This window comes from Caulobacter sp. GW821-FHT11A05 (assembly GCF_058809015.1).
The window spans coordinates 119,746-134,833 of record NZ_JBXASF010000015.1 but is presented as its reverse complement, the minus strand read 5'-3'; the positions used below and the strand labels follow the sequence as shown (position 1 = coordinate 134,833).

The 15,088-nt window shown below is 68.6% G+C and carries 15 protein-coding genes; 12 read left to right on the top strand and 3 right to left on the bottom strand.

What is annotated here, in order from left to right; translation table 11 throughout:
* The first annotated feature begins 183 nt into the window (after positions 1 to 183).
* From AC1RSK_RS19570 to AC1RSK_RS19560, 3 genes are read left to right on the top strand one after another with little or no spacing between them, the layout of a single operon-like run.
* Positions 184 to 633 (top strand): (2Fe-2S)-binding protein, encoded by a 450-nt coding sequence (locus AC1RSK_RS19570; RefSeq protein ID WP_492909345.1) that lies wholly within the window; start codon positions 184 to 186, stop codon positions 631 to 633.
* Positions 634 to 644: 11 nt separating this feature from the next.
* Complete coding sequence (locus tag AC1RSK_RS19565) at positions 645 to 2,768, top strand: xanthine dehydrogenase family protein molybdopterin-binding subunit (RefSeq protein WP_492909344.1); 2,124 nt, start codon at positions 645 to 647, stop codon at positions 2,766 to 2,768.
* A 55-nt stretch (positions 2,769 to 2,823) separates the two neighbouring features.
* Positions 2,824 to 4,545, top strand: a complete 1,722-nt coding sequence (locus tag AC1RSK_RS19560) for an alkaline phosphatase family protein (protein ID WP_492909343.1) — start codon at positions 2,824 to 2,826, stop codon at positions 4,543 to 4,545.
* On the opposite strand, the gene hemB is transcribed toward AC1RSK_RS19560, so the two are convergent.
* The gene (gene hemB / locus AC1RSK_RS19555; protein WP_492909342.1) at positions 4,542 to 5,558 is read right to left on the bottom strand and encodes a porphobilinogen synthase; all 1,017 of its coding nucleotides are present in this window, start codon (positions 5,556 to 5,558) and stop codon (positions 4,542 to 4,544) included. The genes AC1RSK_RS19560 and hemB overlap by 4 nt on opposite strands.
* A 27-nt stretch (positions 5,559 to 5,585) precedes the next feature.
* Positions 5,586 to 6,044: a hypothetical protein gene (locus tag AC1RSK_RS19550; protein WP_492909341.1), complete on the bottom strand. Its 459-nt coding sequence runs from the start codon at positions 6,042 to 6,044 to the stop codon at positions 5,586 to 5,588.
* A gap of 105 nt (positions 6,045 to 6,149) precedes the next feature.
* Here AC1RSK_RS19550 and AC1RSK_RS19545 point away from each other — a divergent pair, with 105 nt between their 5' ends.
* The 6 genes from AC1RSK_RS19545 to AC1RSK_RS19520 all read left to right on the top strand — a co-directional run bounded on the left by AC1RSK_RS19545 (position 6,150) and on the right by AC1RSK_RS19520 (position 11,842).
* On the top strand, positions 6,150 to 7,289 hold the full coding sequence (locus AC1RSK_RS19545; protein WP_492909340.1) for an isobutyryl-CoA dehydrogenase: 1,140 nt from the start codon (positions 6,150 to 6,152) through the stop codon (positions 7,287 to 7,289).
* Entirely contained in the window at positions 7,286 to 8,338 is a 1,053-nt protein-coding gene (locus tag AC1RSK_RS19540; RefSeq protein WP_492909339.1) for an enoyl-CoA hydratase/isomerase family protein, read from the top strand. The genes AC1RSK_RS19545 and AC1RSK_RS19540 overlap by 4 nt, the downstream gene beginning before the upstream one ends.
* Before the next feature lie 67 nt (positions 8,339 to 8,405).
* Entirely contained in the window at positions 8,406 to 9,209 is an 804-nt protein-coding gene (locus AC1RSK_RS19535; RefSeq protein ID WP_492909338.1) for a class I SAM-dependent methyltransferase, read from the top strand.
* Positions 9,206 to 9,943: a class I SAM-dependent methyltransferase gene (locus AC1RSK_RS19530; protein WP_492909337.1), complete on the top strand. Its 738-nt coding sequence runs from the start codon at positions 9,206 to 9,208 to the stop codon at positions 9,941 to 9,943. Before AC1RSK_RS19535 ends, AC1RSK_RS19530 begins: the two co-directional genes overlap by 4 nt.
* A 209-nt stretch (positions 9,944 to 10,152) precedes the next feature.
* On the top strand, positions 10,153 to 11,379 hold the full coding sequence (gene hemA / locus AC1RSK_RS19525) for a 5-aminolevulinate synthase (RefSeq protein ID WP_492909336.1): 1,227 nt from the start codon (positions 10,153 to 10,155) through the stop codon (positions 11,377 to 11,379).
* On the top strand, positions 11,306 to 11,842 hold the full coding sequence (locus tag AC1RSK_RS19520; RefSeq protein ID WP_492909335.1) for an Rv1443c family protein: 537 nt from the start codon (positions 11,306 to 11,308) through the stop codon (positions 11,840 to 11,842). The genes hemA and AC1RSK_RS19520 overlap by 74 nt, the downstream gene beginning before the upstream one ends.
* A 7-nt stretch (positions 11,843 to 11,849) precedes the next feature.
* Here the strand turns inward: AC1RSK_RS19520 and AC1RSK_RS19515 are convergent, their stop codons facing one another.
* Positions 11,850 to 12,284, bottom strand: coding sequence for a Ros/MucR family transcriptional regulator (locus AC1RSK_RS19515; RefSeq protein ID WP_492909334.1), 435 nt, complete (start codon positions 12,282 to 12,284; stop codon positions 11,850 to 11,852).
* 163 nt (positions 12,285 to 12,447) lie between these two features.
* Between AC1RSK_RS19515 and glyA the strand changes: the two genes are divergently transcribed.
* From glyA to AC1RSK_RS19500, 3 genes are all read left to right on the top strand, one after another.
* Positions 12,448 to 13,737 (top strand): serine hydroxymethyltransferase, encoded by a 1,290-nt coding sequence (glyA, locus tag AC1RSK_RS19510; RefSeq protein WP_492909333.1) that lies wholly within the window; start codon positions 12,448 to 12,450, stop codon positions 13,735 to 13,737.
* Positions 13,738 to 13,768: 31 nt separating this feature from the next.
* Positions 13,769 to 14,236 carry a transcriptional regulator NrdR gene (nrdR, locus tag AC1RSK_RS19505; protein ID WP_487298647.1) on the top strand — a complete coding sequence of 156 codons (468 nt, stop codon included), beginning with the start codon at positions 13,769 to 13,771 and terminating at the stop codon, positions 14,234 to 14,236.
* A 153-nt stretch (positions 14,237 to 14,389) separates the two neighbouring features.
* Positions 14,390 to 15,088 (top strand): RibD family protein, encoded by a 699-nt coding sequence (locus tag AC1RSK_RS19500; RefSeq protein ID WP_492909332.1) that lies wholly within the window; start codon positions 14,390 to 14,392, stop codon positions 15,086 to 15,088.

Below are 15,088 nucleotides of genomic sequence, written 5' to 3'. Positions count from 1 at the left end.
CTGTCATCTTCGTCCGCGCCAGAACGTTCTCCATCCTGACAAGCCGGCGCTGCCCCCTCCACCACCGCCGCTGAGTCGCGGCGGCGGTCCCCCTCCCCCGTGCGCTTTGCGCCCGAGGGAGGAACTTGGCGGTTGCCGCGCTGTCCAACCGCACCCTACCATTACGGCAGGAGGCTCCCCGACATGACCAAGCTGACCGTGAACGGCAAACCCGTGACCGTGGCCTCCGAGCCGGACACGCCGCTGCTCTGGGTGCTCCGCGACGAGCTGGACCTCAAGGGCGCCAAGTACGGGTGCGGCATCGCCCAGTGCGGGGCCTGCACGGTGCTGGTTTCCGGCCAGCCGGTGCGGTCCTGCAGCCTGCCGGTCGGCGATATCGCCGGGGCCGAGGTGCTGACCATCGAGGGCCTCAAGAAGGACGACCCCGTCCAGAAGGCCTGGATCGATATCCAGGTCCCGCAGTGCGGCTTCTGCCAGCCCGGCCAGATCATGTCGGCCAAGGGCCTCCTCGCCGAGAACCCCAAGCCCGACGACGCCGCCATCGACGCCGGCATGGCCGGTAACCTCTGCCGCTGCGGCACCTACCTGCGCATCCGCGCCGCCATCAAGGCGGCCAGCGGCCAGGCCGCCTGAGGGACATGACCATGAACGCTCCCCTCGATCGCCGCGCCTTCCTCACCGCCGTCGGCGCCTTCACCCTCAGTTTCGTCGTCACCCCGCCCGCCAACGCCCAGGCGCCCGCCGCCGCCTGGACCGCCTATCTGGCCATCGGCGCCGATGGCCGCGTCCATCTCCACTCGCCGACCACCGAGATGGGGCAGGGGACCCACACCGCCCACGCCGCCATCATCGCCGACGAGATCGGCGTGCCCCTGGCCTGGGTCACCGTCGACACGCCCGAGCCCTCCGATCCGTTCCGCCGTGGCGGGGCCATGAGCTCGGGCGGCAGCTGGGGCGTGCGGGCTTGGTGGGAGGCCCTGCGCAAGGTCGGGGCCTCGGCCCGCCAGAGCCTGATCAACGCCGCCGCGACCAAGGCCGGCGTCCCGCCCGCCGAAGTGAGCATCGTCGATGGCAAGCTGCTGCGCGGCGGCAAGAGCCTGATGCCGCTCGGCGAGGCCGCCAAGCTGGCCGCCGCCGCGCCGGCCGCCCCGGGCGTGCCGAAGGACCCCAAGACCTACACCATCGTCGGCAAGGCCACCCCGCGCGTCGACATCCCCGCCAAGGTGCGGGGCGAGCCGCTGTTCTCGGCCGACTTCACCCGCCCCGGCATGGTCTACGCCTGTATGGTGCTGTCGCCGGTCTGGACGGGCAAGGTCGCCAAGCTCAACGAGGCCCCGGCCCTGGTCGTGAAGGGCGTCGAGCGGGTCGTGGCCTTCGAGGGCGGTGCGGCCGTGGTCGCCAAGACCCAGTGGGCGGCCATGAAGGGCGCCCAGGCGCTGGAGGTCTCCTGGGCCTCGACGGCCTATGACGGGCTGAGCTCGGCCGAGATCTCCGGGGCCATGCTGGCGGGCCTGGACAAGGATGCCGAGGCCATCGTGGCCAGGAACGACGAGGCGGTCGCCGGCGCCCTGGCCGGCGCCGCCAAGACCGTCGAGGCCGACTACGAGGTCCCCTACATCGCCCACACCCCGATGGAGCCCTTCTCCGTCACCCTGGAGCCGACCGCCGACGGCGGGCTGGAGATCTGGGGCCCGTTCCAGACCCAGGACCGCAACCGCGGCACGGCCGCCAAGGCCGCCGGCCTGCCGGTCGAGAAGGTCAAGCTGCACACCTTGATGCTCGGCGGCGGCTTCGGCCGCCGGCTCGGCGATGACGGCGTCCCGGCCGCCGTGGCCGTGGTCATGGCGCTGAAGAAGCCGGTCAAGGTCTTCTGGCGGCGCGAGGAGGAGATCGGCCAGGGCTGGTACCGCCCCGCCCAGGTCGCCCGCATGAAGGCGGCCCTCGACAAGGACGGCAGGCTGACCGCCTTCCATATCCGCACCGCCGGCCCGTCGATGCGCGACAGCTTCGCACCGGGCGGCCTGCCCAAGGGCCAGATCGACGGGTCCTCGATCCAGATCCTGCCGGAGATTCTCTACAGGTTCCCGGCCTACAGGATCGACTGGGTGCGGGTCGACCAGGTCATCCCGATGGCCCCCTGGCGTTCGGTCGGGGCCACCCAGAACGGCTATTTCGTCGAGAGCTTCCTCGACGAGGTGGCCCTGGCTTCGGCCAAGGACCCCGTCCAGCTGCGCCGCGAGCTGCTGGCCGACAACCCCCGCGCCCTCAAGGTCATCGACGCCGCCGCCAAGGCCGGAGACTGGGATAAGCCCGTCCCCGCCGGCCGGGCCCGCGGCTTCGCCTTCGTCTACAGCTTCGCCAGCCTCTGTGCCCATGTCGTCGAGGCCAGCCTGAAGGACGGCGTGGTCACCGTGCACAAGGTGACCTGCGTCATCGACTGCGCCCGCGTCGTCACCCCCGACGGGGCTCGCAACCAGATGGAGGGCGGCATCGTCCAGGGCCTGTCGACGGCGCTGTTCGAGGGCATCGAGGTGGCGAACGGTTCCTGCCAGAACCGCAACTTCGACAGCTATCGCCTGATGCGGATGAACGAGGCGCCCAAGGTCATCGAGACCATCTTCATCGAGAACGACGAGCCGGTGCTCGGCGGCATCGGCGAACCCGGCCTGCCGCCGGCCACCCCGGCCCTGGTCAATGCCCTGGCCAAACTGACCGGCAAGCCGATCCGGAAACTGCCCATCATGGCGGCGCTTGGCCAAGCGTCGTGAAAATGTCGGCGGGGCGCCCTATGAGGACGCTCCGCTCTTCGTCTCAGGTTGTTCCATGACCCTTCGTCGCTGGTCCGGCGCGCTCGCCGGCCTCTCCGTCCTCGCCGCCGCCGGTCTGGCTTACGCCGCCGAACCGAAACCGGCGCCGAAGCTGGTGGTGGTGATCAGCGTCGACCAGTTCAGCGCCAACCTCTTCAACCAGTACCGAAGCCGCTACACCGCCGGCCTGCGCACCCTGGCCGACCAGGGCATGGTCTACATCAACGGCTACCAGAGCCATTCGGGCACCGAGACCTGCCCGGGCCACTCGACCATCCTGACCGGCAAGCACCCGAACAAGACCGGCATCCCGGCCAACGACTGGCTCGACCCGGTGACCGGCAAGAGCGTCTACTGTCTCAGCGCTCCGGCCAACACCCTGGCCGGGGGCCTGACCGGCGGCAACGGCCCCGTTGGCCCCGACAACCTCAAGGCCTCGACCCTCGGCGACTGGCTGAAGGACAGCGGCTCGGCCGGCCGGGTGTTCGCCATCGCCGGCAAGGATCGCGGCGCCATCGCCATGGCCGGCCACAAGGCCGACGGCGTCTTCTGGTGGCGCGAGGGTTTCGGCTTCACGACCTATGTCGAGCCGGGCCAGACCGACGAGGCGCGGCTGGCGCCGGTCAAAGCCATCAACGCTGAGCTGATGGCCCGCTACGAGGGCAAGCCGGCTAGCTGGACCTACCAGAACGACTACTGCCGCACCCTGGAGGCTGACTACCAGATCGCCGGCCAGACCTGGCATAGCCAGGTGCCACCGGCCAAGGTCGTCTTCGACACCTCGCCGCTGCTCGACGAGGTCACCGTCGAGGGCGCCCTCAGCCTGATCAAGGACCAGAAGCTTGGCGCCGGCGAGGCCACCGACGTGCTGGCCGTCAGCCTGTCGGCCACCGACCGAATCGGCCACGGCTTCGGCACGCAAGGCCCGGAGATGTGCGAGCAGCAGTTCCGTCTCGACGCCGCCATCGGCCGGCTCCTGGCCGCCGCCAAGGCCGTCCCCGGCGGGGCGGTGGTGGTGCTGACCGCCGATCATGGCGGCTCCGACTTCCCCGAACGCCAGGCCGAGCGGAGCTTTCCGCAGGCCGGGCGCTACGACCTGTCGGTGCTGATCAAGCTCAACGAGAGCCTGAAAGCCCAGTTCAAGCTCAAGGCCAACCCGCTGTCCTTCGACGGCAGCGGCTTCTACATCGTCGACGACCAGCGGGTCCGCCTGCCCGAGCCGCTGCGCGGCAAGATCGCCAAGGCGGCCATCGCGGGCCTGAAGGGCAAGCCCGGCATCAACGCCGTTTACCGGCTTGAAGACCTGCTGGCGCTTGCGCCGCCCGCTCCGGGAACCTCGCCCGAGGAACTGACCGTCGAGCAGCGGGCGGCGATGAGCGCCGTGGCCGGCCGCTCGCCGGACCTGGTGGTCATTCTCGATCCCGGCGTCTCGCCGCTGCAGGCCCGCCTCGGCGGCGCCCTCAGCACCCACGGCAGCCCCTGGGATTATGACCGCCGGGTGCCGATCCTGTTCTGGTGGTCCGGCGCCGCCGGCCAGGAGCGTTTCTACCCCATCGAGACCACCGACATCGCCCCGACCCTGGCCCACCTGATCGGCCTGCCGACGCCGGCCGACATCGACGGCCGCTGCCTGGACCTCGGTGGTTTCGCGGTGGCGGCCTGCCCCAAGCCGGCGGCTCCCGCGCCGGTCGTGGAGACCAAGAAACCCAGCTTCCGCTGGCCCTGGGAAAAGAACTAGCCGCGCAGCATCCGCGCCGCGCGGGGCGCGAAATAGGTGATGATCCCGGCGCAGCCGGCCCGCTTGAAGGCCCCCAGGCTCTCCAGGATGGCCCGCTCCTCGTCGATCCAGCCGTTCTGGGCGGCGGCCATGATCATCGCGTACTCGCCGCTGACCTGGAAGGCGAAGGTCGGCATGGCGAACGTGTCGACCAGCCGCCGGGCGATGTCGAGGTAGGGCATGCCCGGCTTGACCATGACCATGTCGGCCCCCTCGGCGATGTCGAGGGCGACCTCGCGGATGGCCTCATCCGAGTTGGCCGGATCCATCTGGTAGGTCTTCTTGTCGCCGGGGTTGGCGACGTCGCCGCTGCCCAGCTTCCCCGAGCCGATGGCGTCGCGGTAGGGGCCGTAGAAGGCGGAGGCGTATTTGGCCGCGTAGGACATGATCATCACGTCCTGCAGGCCTTCGGCCTCCAGCGCCGCGCGGATGGCCCCGACCCGGCCGTCCATCATGTCGGACGGGGCCAGGATATCGCAGCCGGCCCGGGCCTGGACCAGCGCCTGCTCGACCAGCCGCTCGATGGTGGCGTCGTTGACAATCCTGCCGTCCTTGAGGACGCCGTCGTGGCCGTGGGTGGTGAAGGGATCGAGGGCCACGTCGCACATGATCCCGACCTCGGGGGCGGCGGCCTTCATGGCCTTGATGGCGCGGCAGATGACGCCGGTTTCCTCGGCGGCCAGGCTGCCCTCGGCGTCCTTCCGGGCCCCGTCGATGTGCGGGAAGATGGCGATGCAGGGGATGCCCAGCTCACGGGCCTCGACCGCGGCCTTGGCGGCCTCCGCGACGCTGAGGCGTTCGACGCCGGGCATGGAGGCGACCGGGATGCGGCCCTCGCCCTCATGCACCACCATCGACCAGATCAGGTCGGCGGGCTGCAGGGACGTCTCGCGCACCATGCGGCGGGTCCAGTCGGCCTGGCGCAGGCGGCGCAGGCGGGTGGCGGGATAGGCGGCGAGGGGCGGCACGGTCATGGGCGCGGTGTCGCGCAACGGGCGGCGCTAGGCAAGGGCCGCTTCCACCGGCCGCGGCGCCGTCGCCAGGCGGATGAAGCCGACCGCCGGGGCGGCCAGCGACCACAGGGTCATCAGGGCCAGGGCGACCACGGAGGCGATGGTCAGGCCGATGACCTGGCCGGTCATGTCGAGGTCGGTGAGCTGCATGTCGCCATGGACATTGCCCTTTCCCCAAAGGTCGGCCGAGACGTCGAGGATAGCCCACAGCCCACAGATACCGGCGATCAGGGCCAGCAGCAGGCCGATCCAGAAGATCTGGATCTGGAACCGGTAGTGCTCGCGCAGCAGCGGCCCGGCCGCCCCGCGCTGGGTGTATGCCAGGACCACGGCGACGACGCCCGGCACGCCGGCGAAGAAGATGGCGCTGAACAGCAGGCCGTAATTGATCAGTCCCATCACCCGTTCGCTGTCGAACCGGCGAGCCTCGGTGTCCGTTACGGTCATGCGGGCCTCCCGTCAGGTGACGATTGACAGCTTGACCCGTCGGCGTCAGGTCAGCAAGCCCACGGCGAGGCGGCGACTCTTCGCCCGAGATCAGGACCTGGAAGCATGGATTTCTCCCTCACCGACGATCAGCGCGCGATCCAGGAGATGGCCCAGGCCTTCGCGAGGGAAGAACTCGCCCCGCACGCCGCCAAATGGGACGAGGAAAGCCACTTCCCGGTCGATGTGCTGCGCCAGGCCGCGGCGCTCGGCTTCGCCGGCGTCTATGTGCAGGAAGATGTCGGCGGTTCGGGGCTGAGCCGGCTCGACGCCAGCCTGATCTTCGAGGCCCTGTCCTACGGCTGCGTGCCGACCGCTGCCTACCTGACCATCCACAACATGGCCTCCTGGATGATCGACCGCTTCGCCAGCGACGAGCTGCGCCACAAATACCTGCCGCGCCTGACCACCATGGAGCTGATCGCCAGCTACTGCCTGACCGAACCCGGCAGCGGCTCGGACGCCGCCTCGATGCGGACCACGGCCCGGCTGGACGGCGACCACTACGTTCTCAACGGCTCCAAGGCATTCATCTCCGGGGCCGGGGTCTCGGACATCTATGTGGTCATGGCCCGTAGCGGCGGGGAGGGGGCCAAGGGCGTCTCCACCTTCGTGGTCGAGAAGGGCATGGAGGGCCTGTCGTTCGGGGCCAACGAGAAGAAGATGGGCTGGAAGTCGCAGCCGACCGCCCAGGTCAATTTCGACAATGTCCGGGTGCCGGTCGAGAACCGCGTCGGCCAGGAGGGCGAGGGCTTCCGCTTCGCCATGATGGGCCTCGACGGCGGCCGCCTGAACATCGCCAGCTGCTCGCTGGGCGGGGCCGGCTTCGCCCTCGACACCGCCAAGGCCTACATGGAACAGCGCAGCCAGTTCGGCCGACCGCTGAAGGACTTCCAGGCCCTGCAGTTCAAGATCGCCGACATGGCCACCGACCTGCAGGCCTCGCAGCTGATGGTCCGCAACGCCGCCTCGGCCCTCGACCAGCGCGACCCCCACGCCACCAAGCTCTGCGCCATGGCCAAGCGCTTCGCCACCGACGCCTGTTTCACGGTGGCCAACGACGCCCTGCAGCTGCACGGCGGCTACGGCTACCTCTCCGACTACCCGATGGAGCGCATCGTCCGCGACCTGCGCGTCCACCAGATCCTCGAAGGCACCAACGAGATCATGCGGGTGATCATCGGCCGGGAGATGTTCAGACAGTGACCGAAGAACCCGAAGTCCTCACCCGCGTCGACGGCGGCGTCGGCCGTGTCACCCTCAATCGGCCCAAGGCGCTGCATGCGCTGACCACCAACATGTGCCGGCTGATCACCGACGCCCTGCTGGCTTGGCGCGGCGACGAGGCGGTGCAGTGCGTGTTGATCGACCACAGCGGCGAGCGCGGTTTCTGCGCCGGCGGCGACATCCGCATGCTGGCCGAGAGCGGGGCAGGGGATGGCGCCCAGGCCCGCGAGTTCTTCCACACCGAGTATCGTTTGAACCAGCTGCTGTTCGTCTACCCCAAGCCGGTCATCGCCGTGATGGACGGGGTGACCATGGGCGGCGGCGTCGGCCTCTCCATGCCGGCCAGCGTGCGCATCGCCACCGAACGGACCACCTTCGCCATGCCCGAGACCGGCATCGGCCTGTTTCCCGACGTCGGCGGCGGCTGGTTCCTGCCCAGGCTCCCCGGCAAGGCCGGCCTGTGGCTGGCCCTGACGGGCGCGCGGATCAAGGGGGCCGACTGCGTGCGGCTGGGCATCGCCACCCACTACATGCCGTCCGAGCATGCCGAAGGCTTCAAGACCGCCCTGGCCGAGCATCCGGACTCCATCCCCGGCGCCCTGGCCCACTTCGTCCGCGACGCCGGCCCGCCGCCGATCGAACCGCACCTGGCCGACATCGACCGCCTGTTCGGCCGCGATAGCGTCGAGGCCATCCTCGAAGGCCTCGAACAGGACCCCGAGGAGTGGGCCCGGAGCACCCTTGTCACGCTCGGGACCAAATCGCCCCAGACGATGAAGGTCGCCTTCCGCCAGCTGGCCCACGGGGCGCAGTTCACCGACTTCGCCGACAACATGGCCATGGAGTACCGCATCGGGGCCCGCGTTGTTCAGCGGCCGGACTTCCTGGAGGGCGTCCGCGCCGTCATCGTCGACAAGGACAACACCCCCCGCTGGAACCCCGAAACCGTCGAGGACGTCGGCGACGACCTGCTCGATGAGATTTTCGCGCCGCTTCCGGCGCAGGAAGAGTGGACTCCGCTGACTTGAGCCACAATCTGGCCTAGAGAGTTTCGGAGGTCGGGGGACCGAACACGAAACCGTCCAGGAGTGACGAATGACGTCCCGTGCGAGTTGGCTGGCCATGGCCGCCGTCCTGACCTTGACCGCCGCCTGCGCCACCACCCCGCCTCCGCCGCCGCCGCCCGTGGAAGCCGGCGCGCCCGTGCCGGGCTGGCTGGACGCCGCTCTCACCGATCCGAACCGGCCTGCCGCCGACATGGCTCGCGACGCCAACCGTCACCCGGGCGAGACGGTGCTGTTCGCCGGCGTGAAGCCCGGCATGAGGGTCGCCGACCTGATTCCCGGCGGCGGCTATTTCACCCGCATCTTCTCCAAGGCCGTCGGTCCGCGCGGCCGGGTCTACGCCTACGTCCCCGATGAGCTGTCCAAGCTGGCCAAGCGCGAGCCGGCGGTGAACGCCATCGCCAAGGACCCGGCCTATTCCAACGTCCGCGTGCTGCTCAGCACCCTGCCGGCCTTCACCACGCCCGAGAAGTTGGACGTGGTCTTCACCGCCCAGAACTATCACGACATGCACGCCGACTTCATGGGTCCGGTCGATGTCGCGGCGGTCAATCACCAGATCTACAAGGCGCTGAAGCCCGGCGGCCTCTATGTCGTCATCGACCACTCGGCCCGGCCCGGCAGCGGCATGGCGGCGGTCAACAGTTTCCACCGCATCGACCCGGCCATCGTGCGCCAGGAGGTCGAAGCGGCCGGCTTCGTCTTCGACGGGCAGGGCGAGTTCCTGCGCGATCCGAAGGACAGGATGAATGTGAGCGTCTTCGACAAATCCATCCGGGGCGAGACCGACCAGTTCGTCTACCGCTTCCGGAAGCCTGGGAGGGCCCGCCGTTGAACAAGACAGTTTTCGCCGCCATCGCTGGGGCCCTGGCCCTGACCGGCGCCGTGGTCGCCGCCGACTACAGCGCCGTCCTGAACGATGCGGCCCGTCCGGCCGACCAGAAGGCCCGTGACGCGGTCCGCAAGCCGGCCGAGATTCTCGCCCTGGCCGAGGTGAAGCCCGGCGACAAGGTCGGCGACTTCATCATGGGCGGCGGATACTTCACCCGCATCTTCTCCGCCGCCGTCGGCCCGACCGGCAAGGTCTACGCCCTGCAGCCGGCCGAGTTCATCAGCTTCCAGGCCAAGTACGGCACGGATCAGGACACCGTCGTCGCCGACTACAAGAACGTCGTCCCCCTGCGGCCCTCGCTCGGCGCCGTCGCCTTCCCCGAGAAGCTGGACGTCATCTTCACGGCCCAGAACTACCATGACATGCACCTGAAGATGGCTCCGGAGCCCCTGGCCGGCATGGTCGACAAGGCCCTGTTCGACTCGCTGAAGCCCGGCGGCCTCCTGGTCATCGTCGACCACTACGCGATCGATGGCTCGGGCACGAAGGACACCGACGCCCTGCACCGCATCGACATCGCCACCGTGAAGAAGGAAGTGACCGCCGCTGGTTTCGTCCTCGAATCCGAGAGCGACATCCTGCGCAACCCGGCCGACCCGCGCACCGCCAGCGTCTTCGACGCCTCGATCCGCGGCAAGACCGACCAGTTCGTGCTGAAATTCCGCAAGCCCAAGTAGGGCCAAGGCCGCCGGCCCCGACGTCAAGGGCCGGCGAGCCCGCCTGATCAAGCTGAGAGACGTTCTCGCAAGACCCGCGACGATCGGCGGAGTATTCTGCCTCAGTACAAATCCTTAATTGGACAGGGCTTGGCGATGAGGGATAAACCCCGCGCCGATCAACGAGAACAAAGGGACCGGGCCTCGGGGCGAGGACCGGAAACACGTCGATGGACTACAAAGCCGCGTTTCGGACCGCTGTGGAGCAGGTTCGGTCTGAAGGTCGCTACCGGGTGTTCGCTGATCTGAAGCGACAGCGCGGCGCCTTCCCGCGCGCCGTCTGGACCCGCGACGACGGGTCCTCGAAGGACGTCATCGTCTGGTGTTCGAACGACTACCTCGGCCAGGGCCAGAACCCGGTCGTGCTCGACGCCATGCACGCCGCCATCGACGCCAACGGCTCGGGCTCCGGCGGCACCCGCAACATCTCCGGCACCACCCACCATCACGTCGAACTCGAACGCGAGCTGGCCGACCTGCACCGCAAGGACGCCGCCCTGCTGTTCACCTCCGGCTACGTGGCCAATGAGGCGACCCTGTCGATCCTCTACAAGGTGCTGCCCGGCCTGATCGTCTTCTCGGACGAGCTGAACCACGCCTCGATGATCGCCGGCATCCGCAACGGCGGCGGCGCACGCCACATCTTCCGCCACAATGACCTGGAACACCTCGAAAGCCTGCTGGCCGACGCCCCGCTGGACGCGCCCAAGCTGATCGCCTTCGAGAGCGTCTATTCCATGGACGGCGACATCGCCGACCTGCCCGGCACCGTCGCCCTGGCCAAGAAGTACAACGCGCTCACCTACCTCGACGAAGTCCACGCCGTCGGCCTCTACGGCCCGCGCGGGGCCGGCGTCGCCGAGCGTGACGGGGTCATGGCCGACATCGACATCATCGAAGGCACGCTCGGCAAGGCGTTCGGCGTCATGGGCGGCTACATCGCCGGCGAGATCGAGATGGTCGACGCCATCCGCAGCTTCGCCTCCGGCTTCATCTTCACCACCTCGCTGCCGCCGGCCCTGACGGCCGGGGCCGCGGCCTCGGTCCGTTGGCTCAAAGCACACAACGAGGTCCGCGAGATCCACCAGGAACGCGCCGAGACCCTCAAGAAGATGTTCCGCGACGCTGGCCTGCCGGTCATGCCCTCGGTCAGCCACATCGTCCCTGTGATGGTTGGCGACCCCGTGCACTGCAAGATGGTCTCGGACATGCTGCTGGAAGACCACGGCATCTACGTCCAGCCGATCAACTACCCGACCGTGCCGCGCGGCACCGAACGCCTGCGCTTCACCCCGACGCCCTTCCACACCGACGACATGATGCGTGACCTCGTCGGCGCGATGGAAAAGCTCTGGGCGCACTGCAACATCGCCCGGCTGGGCGGCGTCGCCGCCTAGGGTGACGGTTCGCGGCGTCAAACCCGCCATCGATATCTCGACGAAGTTGCCGCGCTCGGCGCAAGAGGTCTGGGCCGCGGTTACGACGCCTGCCGGGGTCAACGCCGAGCTGGCGCCCTTGGTTCGCATGACCTTTCCCGCCGGTGAGGCGGACATCCGCCAGGCCCCGATCGGCGAGCCGGTCGCCATCTGCTGGATGCTGGCGGGCGGCGTCCTGCCCTTCGACCGCCATGTGCTGGTCTTCGCCGAGATCGGGCCGTCGGGCTTCGTGGAGACCTCGCACAGCCTCCTGCAGCGCTGCTGGCGGCACGAACGCCGCGTGTGCCCCGACGGGGCAGGGTGCATCGTGCGCGACATCGTCACGGCGACGCCCAGGCTGGCGCTGATGGACGGGCTGGCGACGGCATTGACGGCCAGGGTCTTCCGTCACCGGCACAAACGGCTTAAGCTCCTCTACAGCTGATCAGGAGCTACTTCCGCCGCACACCTTTTCCGAGCCCGATCTTCTTGGCGAAATCAGAGCGTCGCTCGGCGTAGGCCGGCGCGACCATCGGGTACTCCGGCGGCAGGCTCCACTTGCGGCGATATTCTTCCGGCGACAGGTCGTAGCGGGCGCGCAGGTAGCGTTTCAGCATCGTCAGCCGTTTGCCGTCTTCCAGACAGACCAGGTAGTCGTGCTGCACCGAGCGGCCGACGGGCACGGCCGGTTTCTGCCTGGCCGCCGGCTGGGCCGGGCCGGCCTCGCCGCCTTCCAGGCCTTTCAGCGTGTAGTGGACGCTTCGAATCAAATCCGGCAGGGCGCTGGCGCCGATCGAATTGCGCGTCACATAGGCCGACACGATATCCGAACCGAGCTGCAGCAACTCCGTGTCCGACGAACCCAATGGGCGGGTGGAGTCGGCCATGGCTTCAAAACCTTTCAAACTCAAGCACTAACGGGCCGGCCCCCCTACGCGGGACCGTCCTCGAAGGGCCAACGCGTCGAGGCGCGGCCCGGTTCCGATTGATCCCCTCGCTTCCAACCCTTAACAGGGCGCGACCCCGCGCCCGTTGCCGCCGGAGAGACCCATGACCGCCCACACCAAAGTTGCTCCCGCCTTCTTCGGCGCCGATCTGGCCAAGGCCGATCCGGACATCGCCAAGGCCATCGATTTCGAGCTGACGCGCCAGCGTGAGCAGATCGAACTGATCGCCTCGGAGAACATCGTCTCCCGCGCCGTGCTCGAGGCCCAGGGCTCGATCCTGACCAACAAGTACGCCGAGGGCTATCCGGGCAAACGCTACTACGGCGGCTGCGAATACGTCGACGTCATCGAACAGATCGCCATCGACCGGGCCAAGGAGCTGTTCGGCGCCGCCTACGCCAACGTCCAGCCGCACTCCGGCTCGCAGGCCAACCAGGCGGTGTTCAACGCCCTGCTCAAGCCCGGCGACACCTTCATGGGCATGGACCTGGCCGCCGGCGGCCACCTGACCCACGGCAGCCCGGCCAACCAGTCGGGCAAGTGGTTCCGGCCCGTGAGCTACACCGTCCGCCAGCAGGACCAGTACATCGACTACGACAACGTCAACGATGTCGCCCAGGCCGAGAAGCCCAAGCTGATCATCGCCGGCGGCAGCGCCTACGGCCGCATCATCGACTTCGCCAAGTTCCGTGCAATCGCCGACAGCATCGGCGCCTGGCTGATGGTCGACATGGCCCACTTCGCAGGGCTCGTGGCCGGCGGCCACTACCCCAGCCCGGTGCCGCACGCCCATGTGGTCACCACCACCACCCACAAGACCCTGCGCGGCCCGCGCGGCGGCCTGATCCTCAGCAACGACCTGGATCTCGGCAAGAAGTTCAACAGCGCCATCTTCCCCGGCATCCAGGGCGGCCCGCTGGAGCACGTAATCGCCGCCAAGGCCGTGGCCTTCGGCGAGGCCCTGCAGCCCTCCTTCAAGGAGTACGGGGCCCAGATCATCGCCAACGCCGTGGCCCTGTCCGACAGCCTGCAGGCGGCGGGCCTGAACATCGTCTCGGGCGGCACCGACAGCCACGTCATGCTGGTCGACCTGCGGCCCAAGAACGTCACCGGCAAGCTGGCCGAGGAGGCGCTGGAGCGGGCCCACATCACCACCAACAAGAACGGCATCCCCTTCGACCCGCTGCCCCCGACCAAGACCTCGGGCATCCGCGTCGGCACCCCGGCCGGCACCACCCGCGGCTTCGGGACCGAGGAATTCCGTCAGATCGGCAAGTGGATCGGCGAGGTCCTCGACGGCCTGTCGGGCAACGAAGCCGGCGATCCGGTGGTCGAGGCGCGCGTCCGCGAAGAGGTCATCGCATTGACGAAACGCTTCCCCATCTACAACTAGTAGGGCTGAGCCCGCCGGGAGGGGCTACATCATGCGTTGCCCGTTCTGCGGACACATGGAAAGCCAGGTCAAGGACAGCCGCCCGTCGGAAGACGGCGCGGCCATCCGCCGTCGCCGCCTCTGCCCCGAGTGCGGCGGTCGGTTCACGACCTTCGAGCGGGTACAGCTGCGCGAACTGACCATCCTCAAGCGCTCGGGCCGTCGCTCGCCCTTCGACCGCGAGAAACTGGTCCGCTCGATCGCCATCGCCACCCGCAAGCGGCCGATCGACACCGAGCGCGTCGATCGCATGGTCAACGGCATCGTCCGCCAGCTGGAAAGCATGGGCGAGACGGAGCTGCCCAGCAGCGCGGTGGGCGAGATGGTCATGAAGGCCCTCAAGAGCCTCGATGACGTGGCCTACGTCCGCTACGCCTCGGTCTACCGTGACTTCCGCCACACGGACGACTTCGCGAAGTTCCTCTCCGACGAGGGGCTGAACGAGGAAGCCGAGGACTAGCCTCACCCCCAAATTCCGATCATCCCGACGCAAGTCGGGACCCAGTGTCCACCAGCGGAGCCGGCGCAGGCTCAAATCAGAGCCGAACCCCTAGCAGTTTGCCAGCTGGGTCCCGACTTTCGTCGGGATGGTCGGAAGGGGTAGAGGAAGCGGATGCGCGTTACCCTGAAATTGGCCACCTCCCTCGACGGCCGTATTGCGACCGCCTCCGGTGAAAGCCGCTGGATCACCGGCCCCGCCGCGCGCGAGGAGGTGCACCGCCTGCGGGCCATGCACCAGGCCATCCTGGTCGGGGTCGAGACCGCCATCGCCGACGATCCCGAACTGACTGTCCGCCTGCCGGGCTACGTCGGCAGCCAGCCGGCCCGCGTCGTGCTCGACAGCCGCCAGCGCCTGCCGTCGAACCTCAAGCTGGTCCACGAGGCCAATCGGCTCGACACCCTGGTGATTTCCACCAGCGATCCAAACAAGCGTTTGACTGACGCTGGGGTCACCGTGCTCAAGGTGGGACAACAGGATGGGCGACCGCATCTGCGCGAAGCGCTGGACGCCCTGTCCGACTGGTTGGACTGGAAACTCCGCGAGCGGCTGCCGATGACGCTGCCCGAGGATTTCGAAGGCTTTACCCCGTCGCTGTTCATCGAGGGCGGCGGGCAGGTGGCGGCCAGTTTCCTTAAAAGCGGACTGGTCGACGCCATCGAGTGGTTCCGGGCGCCCATCGTGCTCGGGGACGAGGGCCGGCCGGCGGTCGGCGAGTTTGTGCTGAACCGGCTGGCCGATGCGCCGCGGTTCAAACGGGTTGCGGTCCATGAGGTCGGTGACGACCTGTGGGAGCGGTACGAAAGGCTCTGA

Excerpts from the sequence above, each read along its gene's own strand:
- AC1RSK_RS19570 (WP_492909345.1), top strand. The coding sequence starts at position 184 with ATGACCAAGCTGACCGTGAACGGCAAACCCGTGACCGTGGCCTCCGAG.
- AC1RSK_RS19565 (WP_492909344.1), top strand. The coding sequence starts at position 645 with ATGAACGCTCCCCTCGATCGCCGCGCCTTCCTCACCGCCGTCGGCGCC.
- AC1RSK_RS19560 (WP_492909343.1), top strand. The coding sequence starts at position 2,824 with ATGACCCTTCGTCGCTGGTCCGGCGCGCTCGCCGGCCTCTCCGTCCTC.
- hemB (WP_492909342.1), bottom strand. The coding sequence starts at position 5,558 with ATGACCGTGCCGCCCCTCGCCGCCTATCCCGCCACCCGCCTGCGCCGC.
- AC1RSK_RS19550 (WP_492909341.1), bottom strand. The coding sequence starts at position 6,044 with ATGACCGTAACGGACACCGAGGCTCGCCGGTTCGACAGCGAACGGGTG.
- AC1RSK_RS19545 (WP_492909340.1), top strand. The coding sequence starts at position 6,150 with ATGGATTTCTCCCTCACCGACGATCAGCGCGCGATCCAGGAGATGGCC.
- AC1RSK_RS19535 (WP_492909338.1), top strand. The coding sequence starts at position 8,406 with ATGACGTCCCGTGCGAGTTGGCTGGCCATGGCCGCCGTCCTGACCTTG.
- hemA (WP_492909336.1), top strand. The coding sequence starts at position 10,153 with ATGGACTACAAAGCCGCGTTTCGGACCGCTGTGGAGCAGGTTCGGTCT.
- AC1RSK_RS19515 (WP_492909334.1), bottom strand. The coding sequence starts at position 12,284 with ATGGCCGACTCCACCCGCCCATTGGGTTCGTCGGACACGGAGTTGCTG.
- glyA (WP_492909333.1), top strand. The coding sequence starts at position 12,448 with ATGACCGCCCACACCAAAGTTGCTCCCGCCTTCTTCGGCGCCGATCTG.
- nrdR (WP_487298647.1), top strand. The coding sequence starts at position 13,769 with ATGCGTTGCCCGTTCTGCGGACACATGGAAAGCCAGGTCAAGGACAGC.
- AC1RSK_RS19500 (WP_492909332.1), top strand. The coding sequence starts at position 14,390 with ATGCGCGTTACCCTGAAATTGGCCACCTCCCTCGACGGCCGTATTGCG.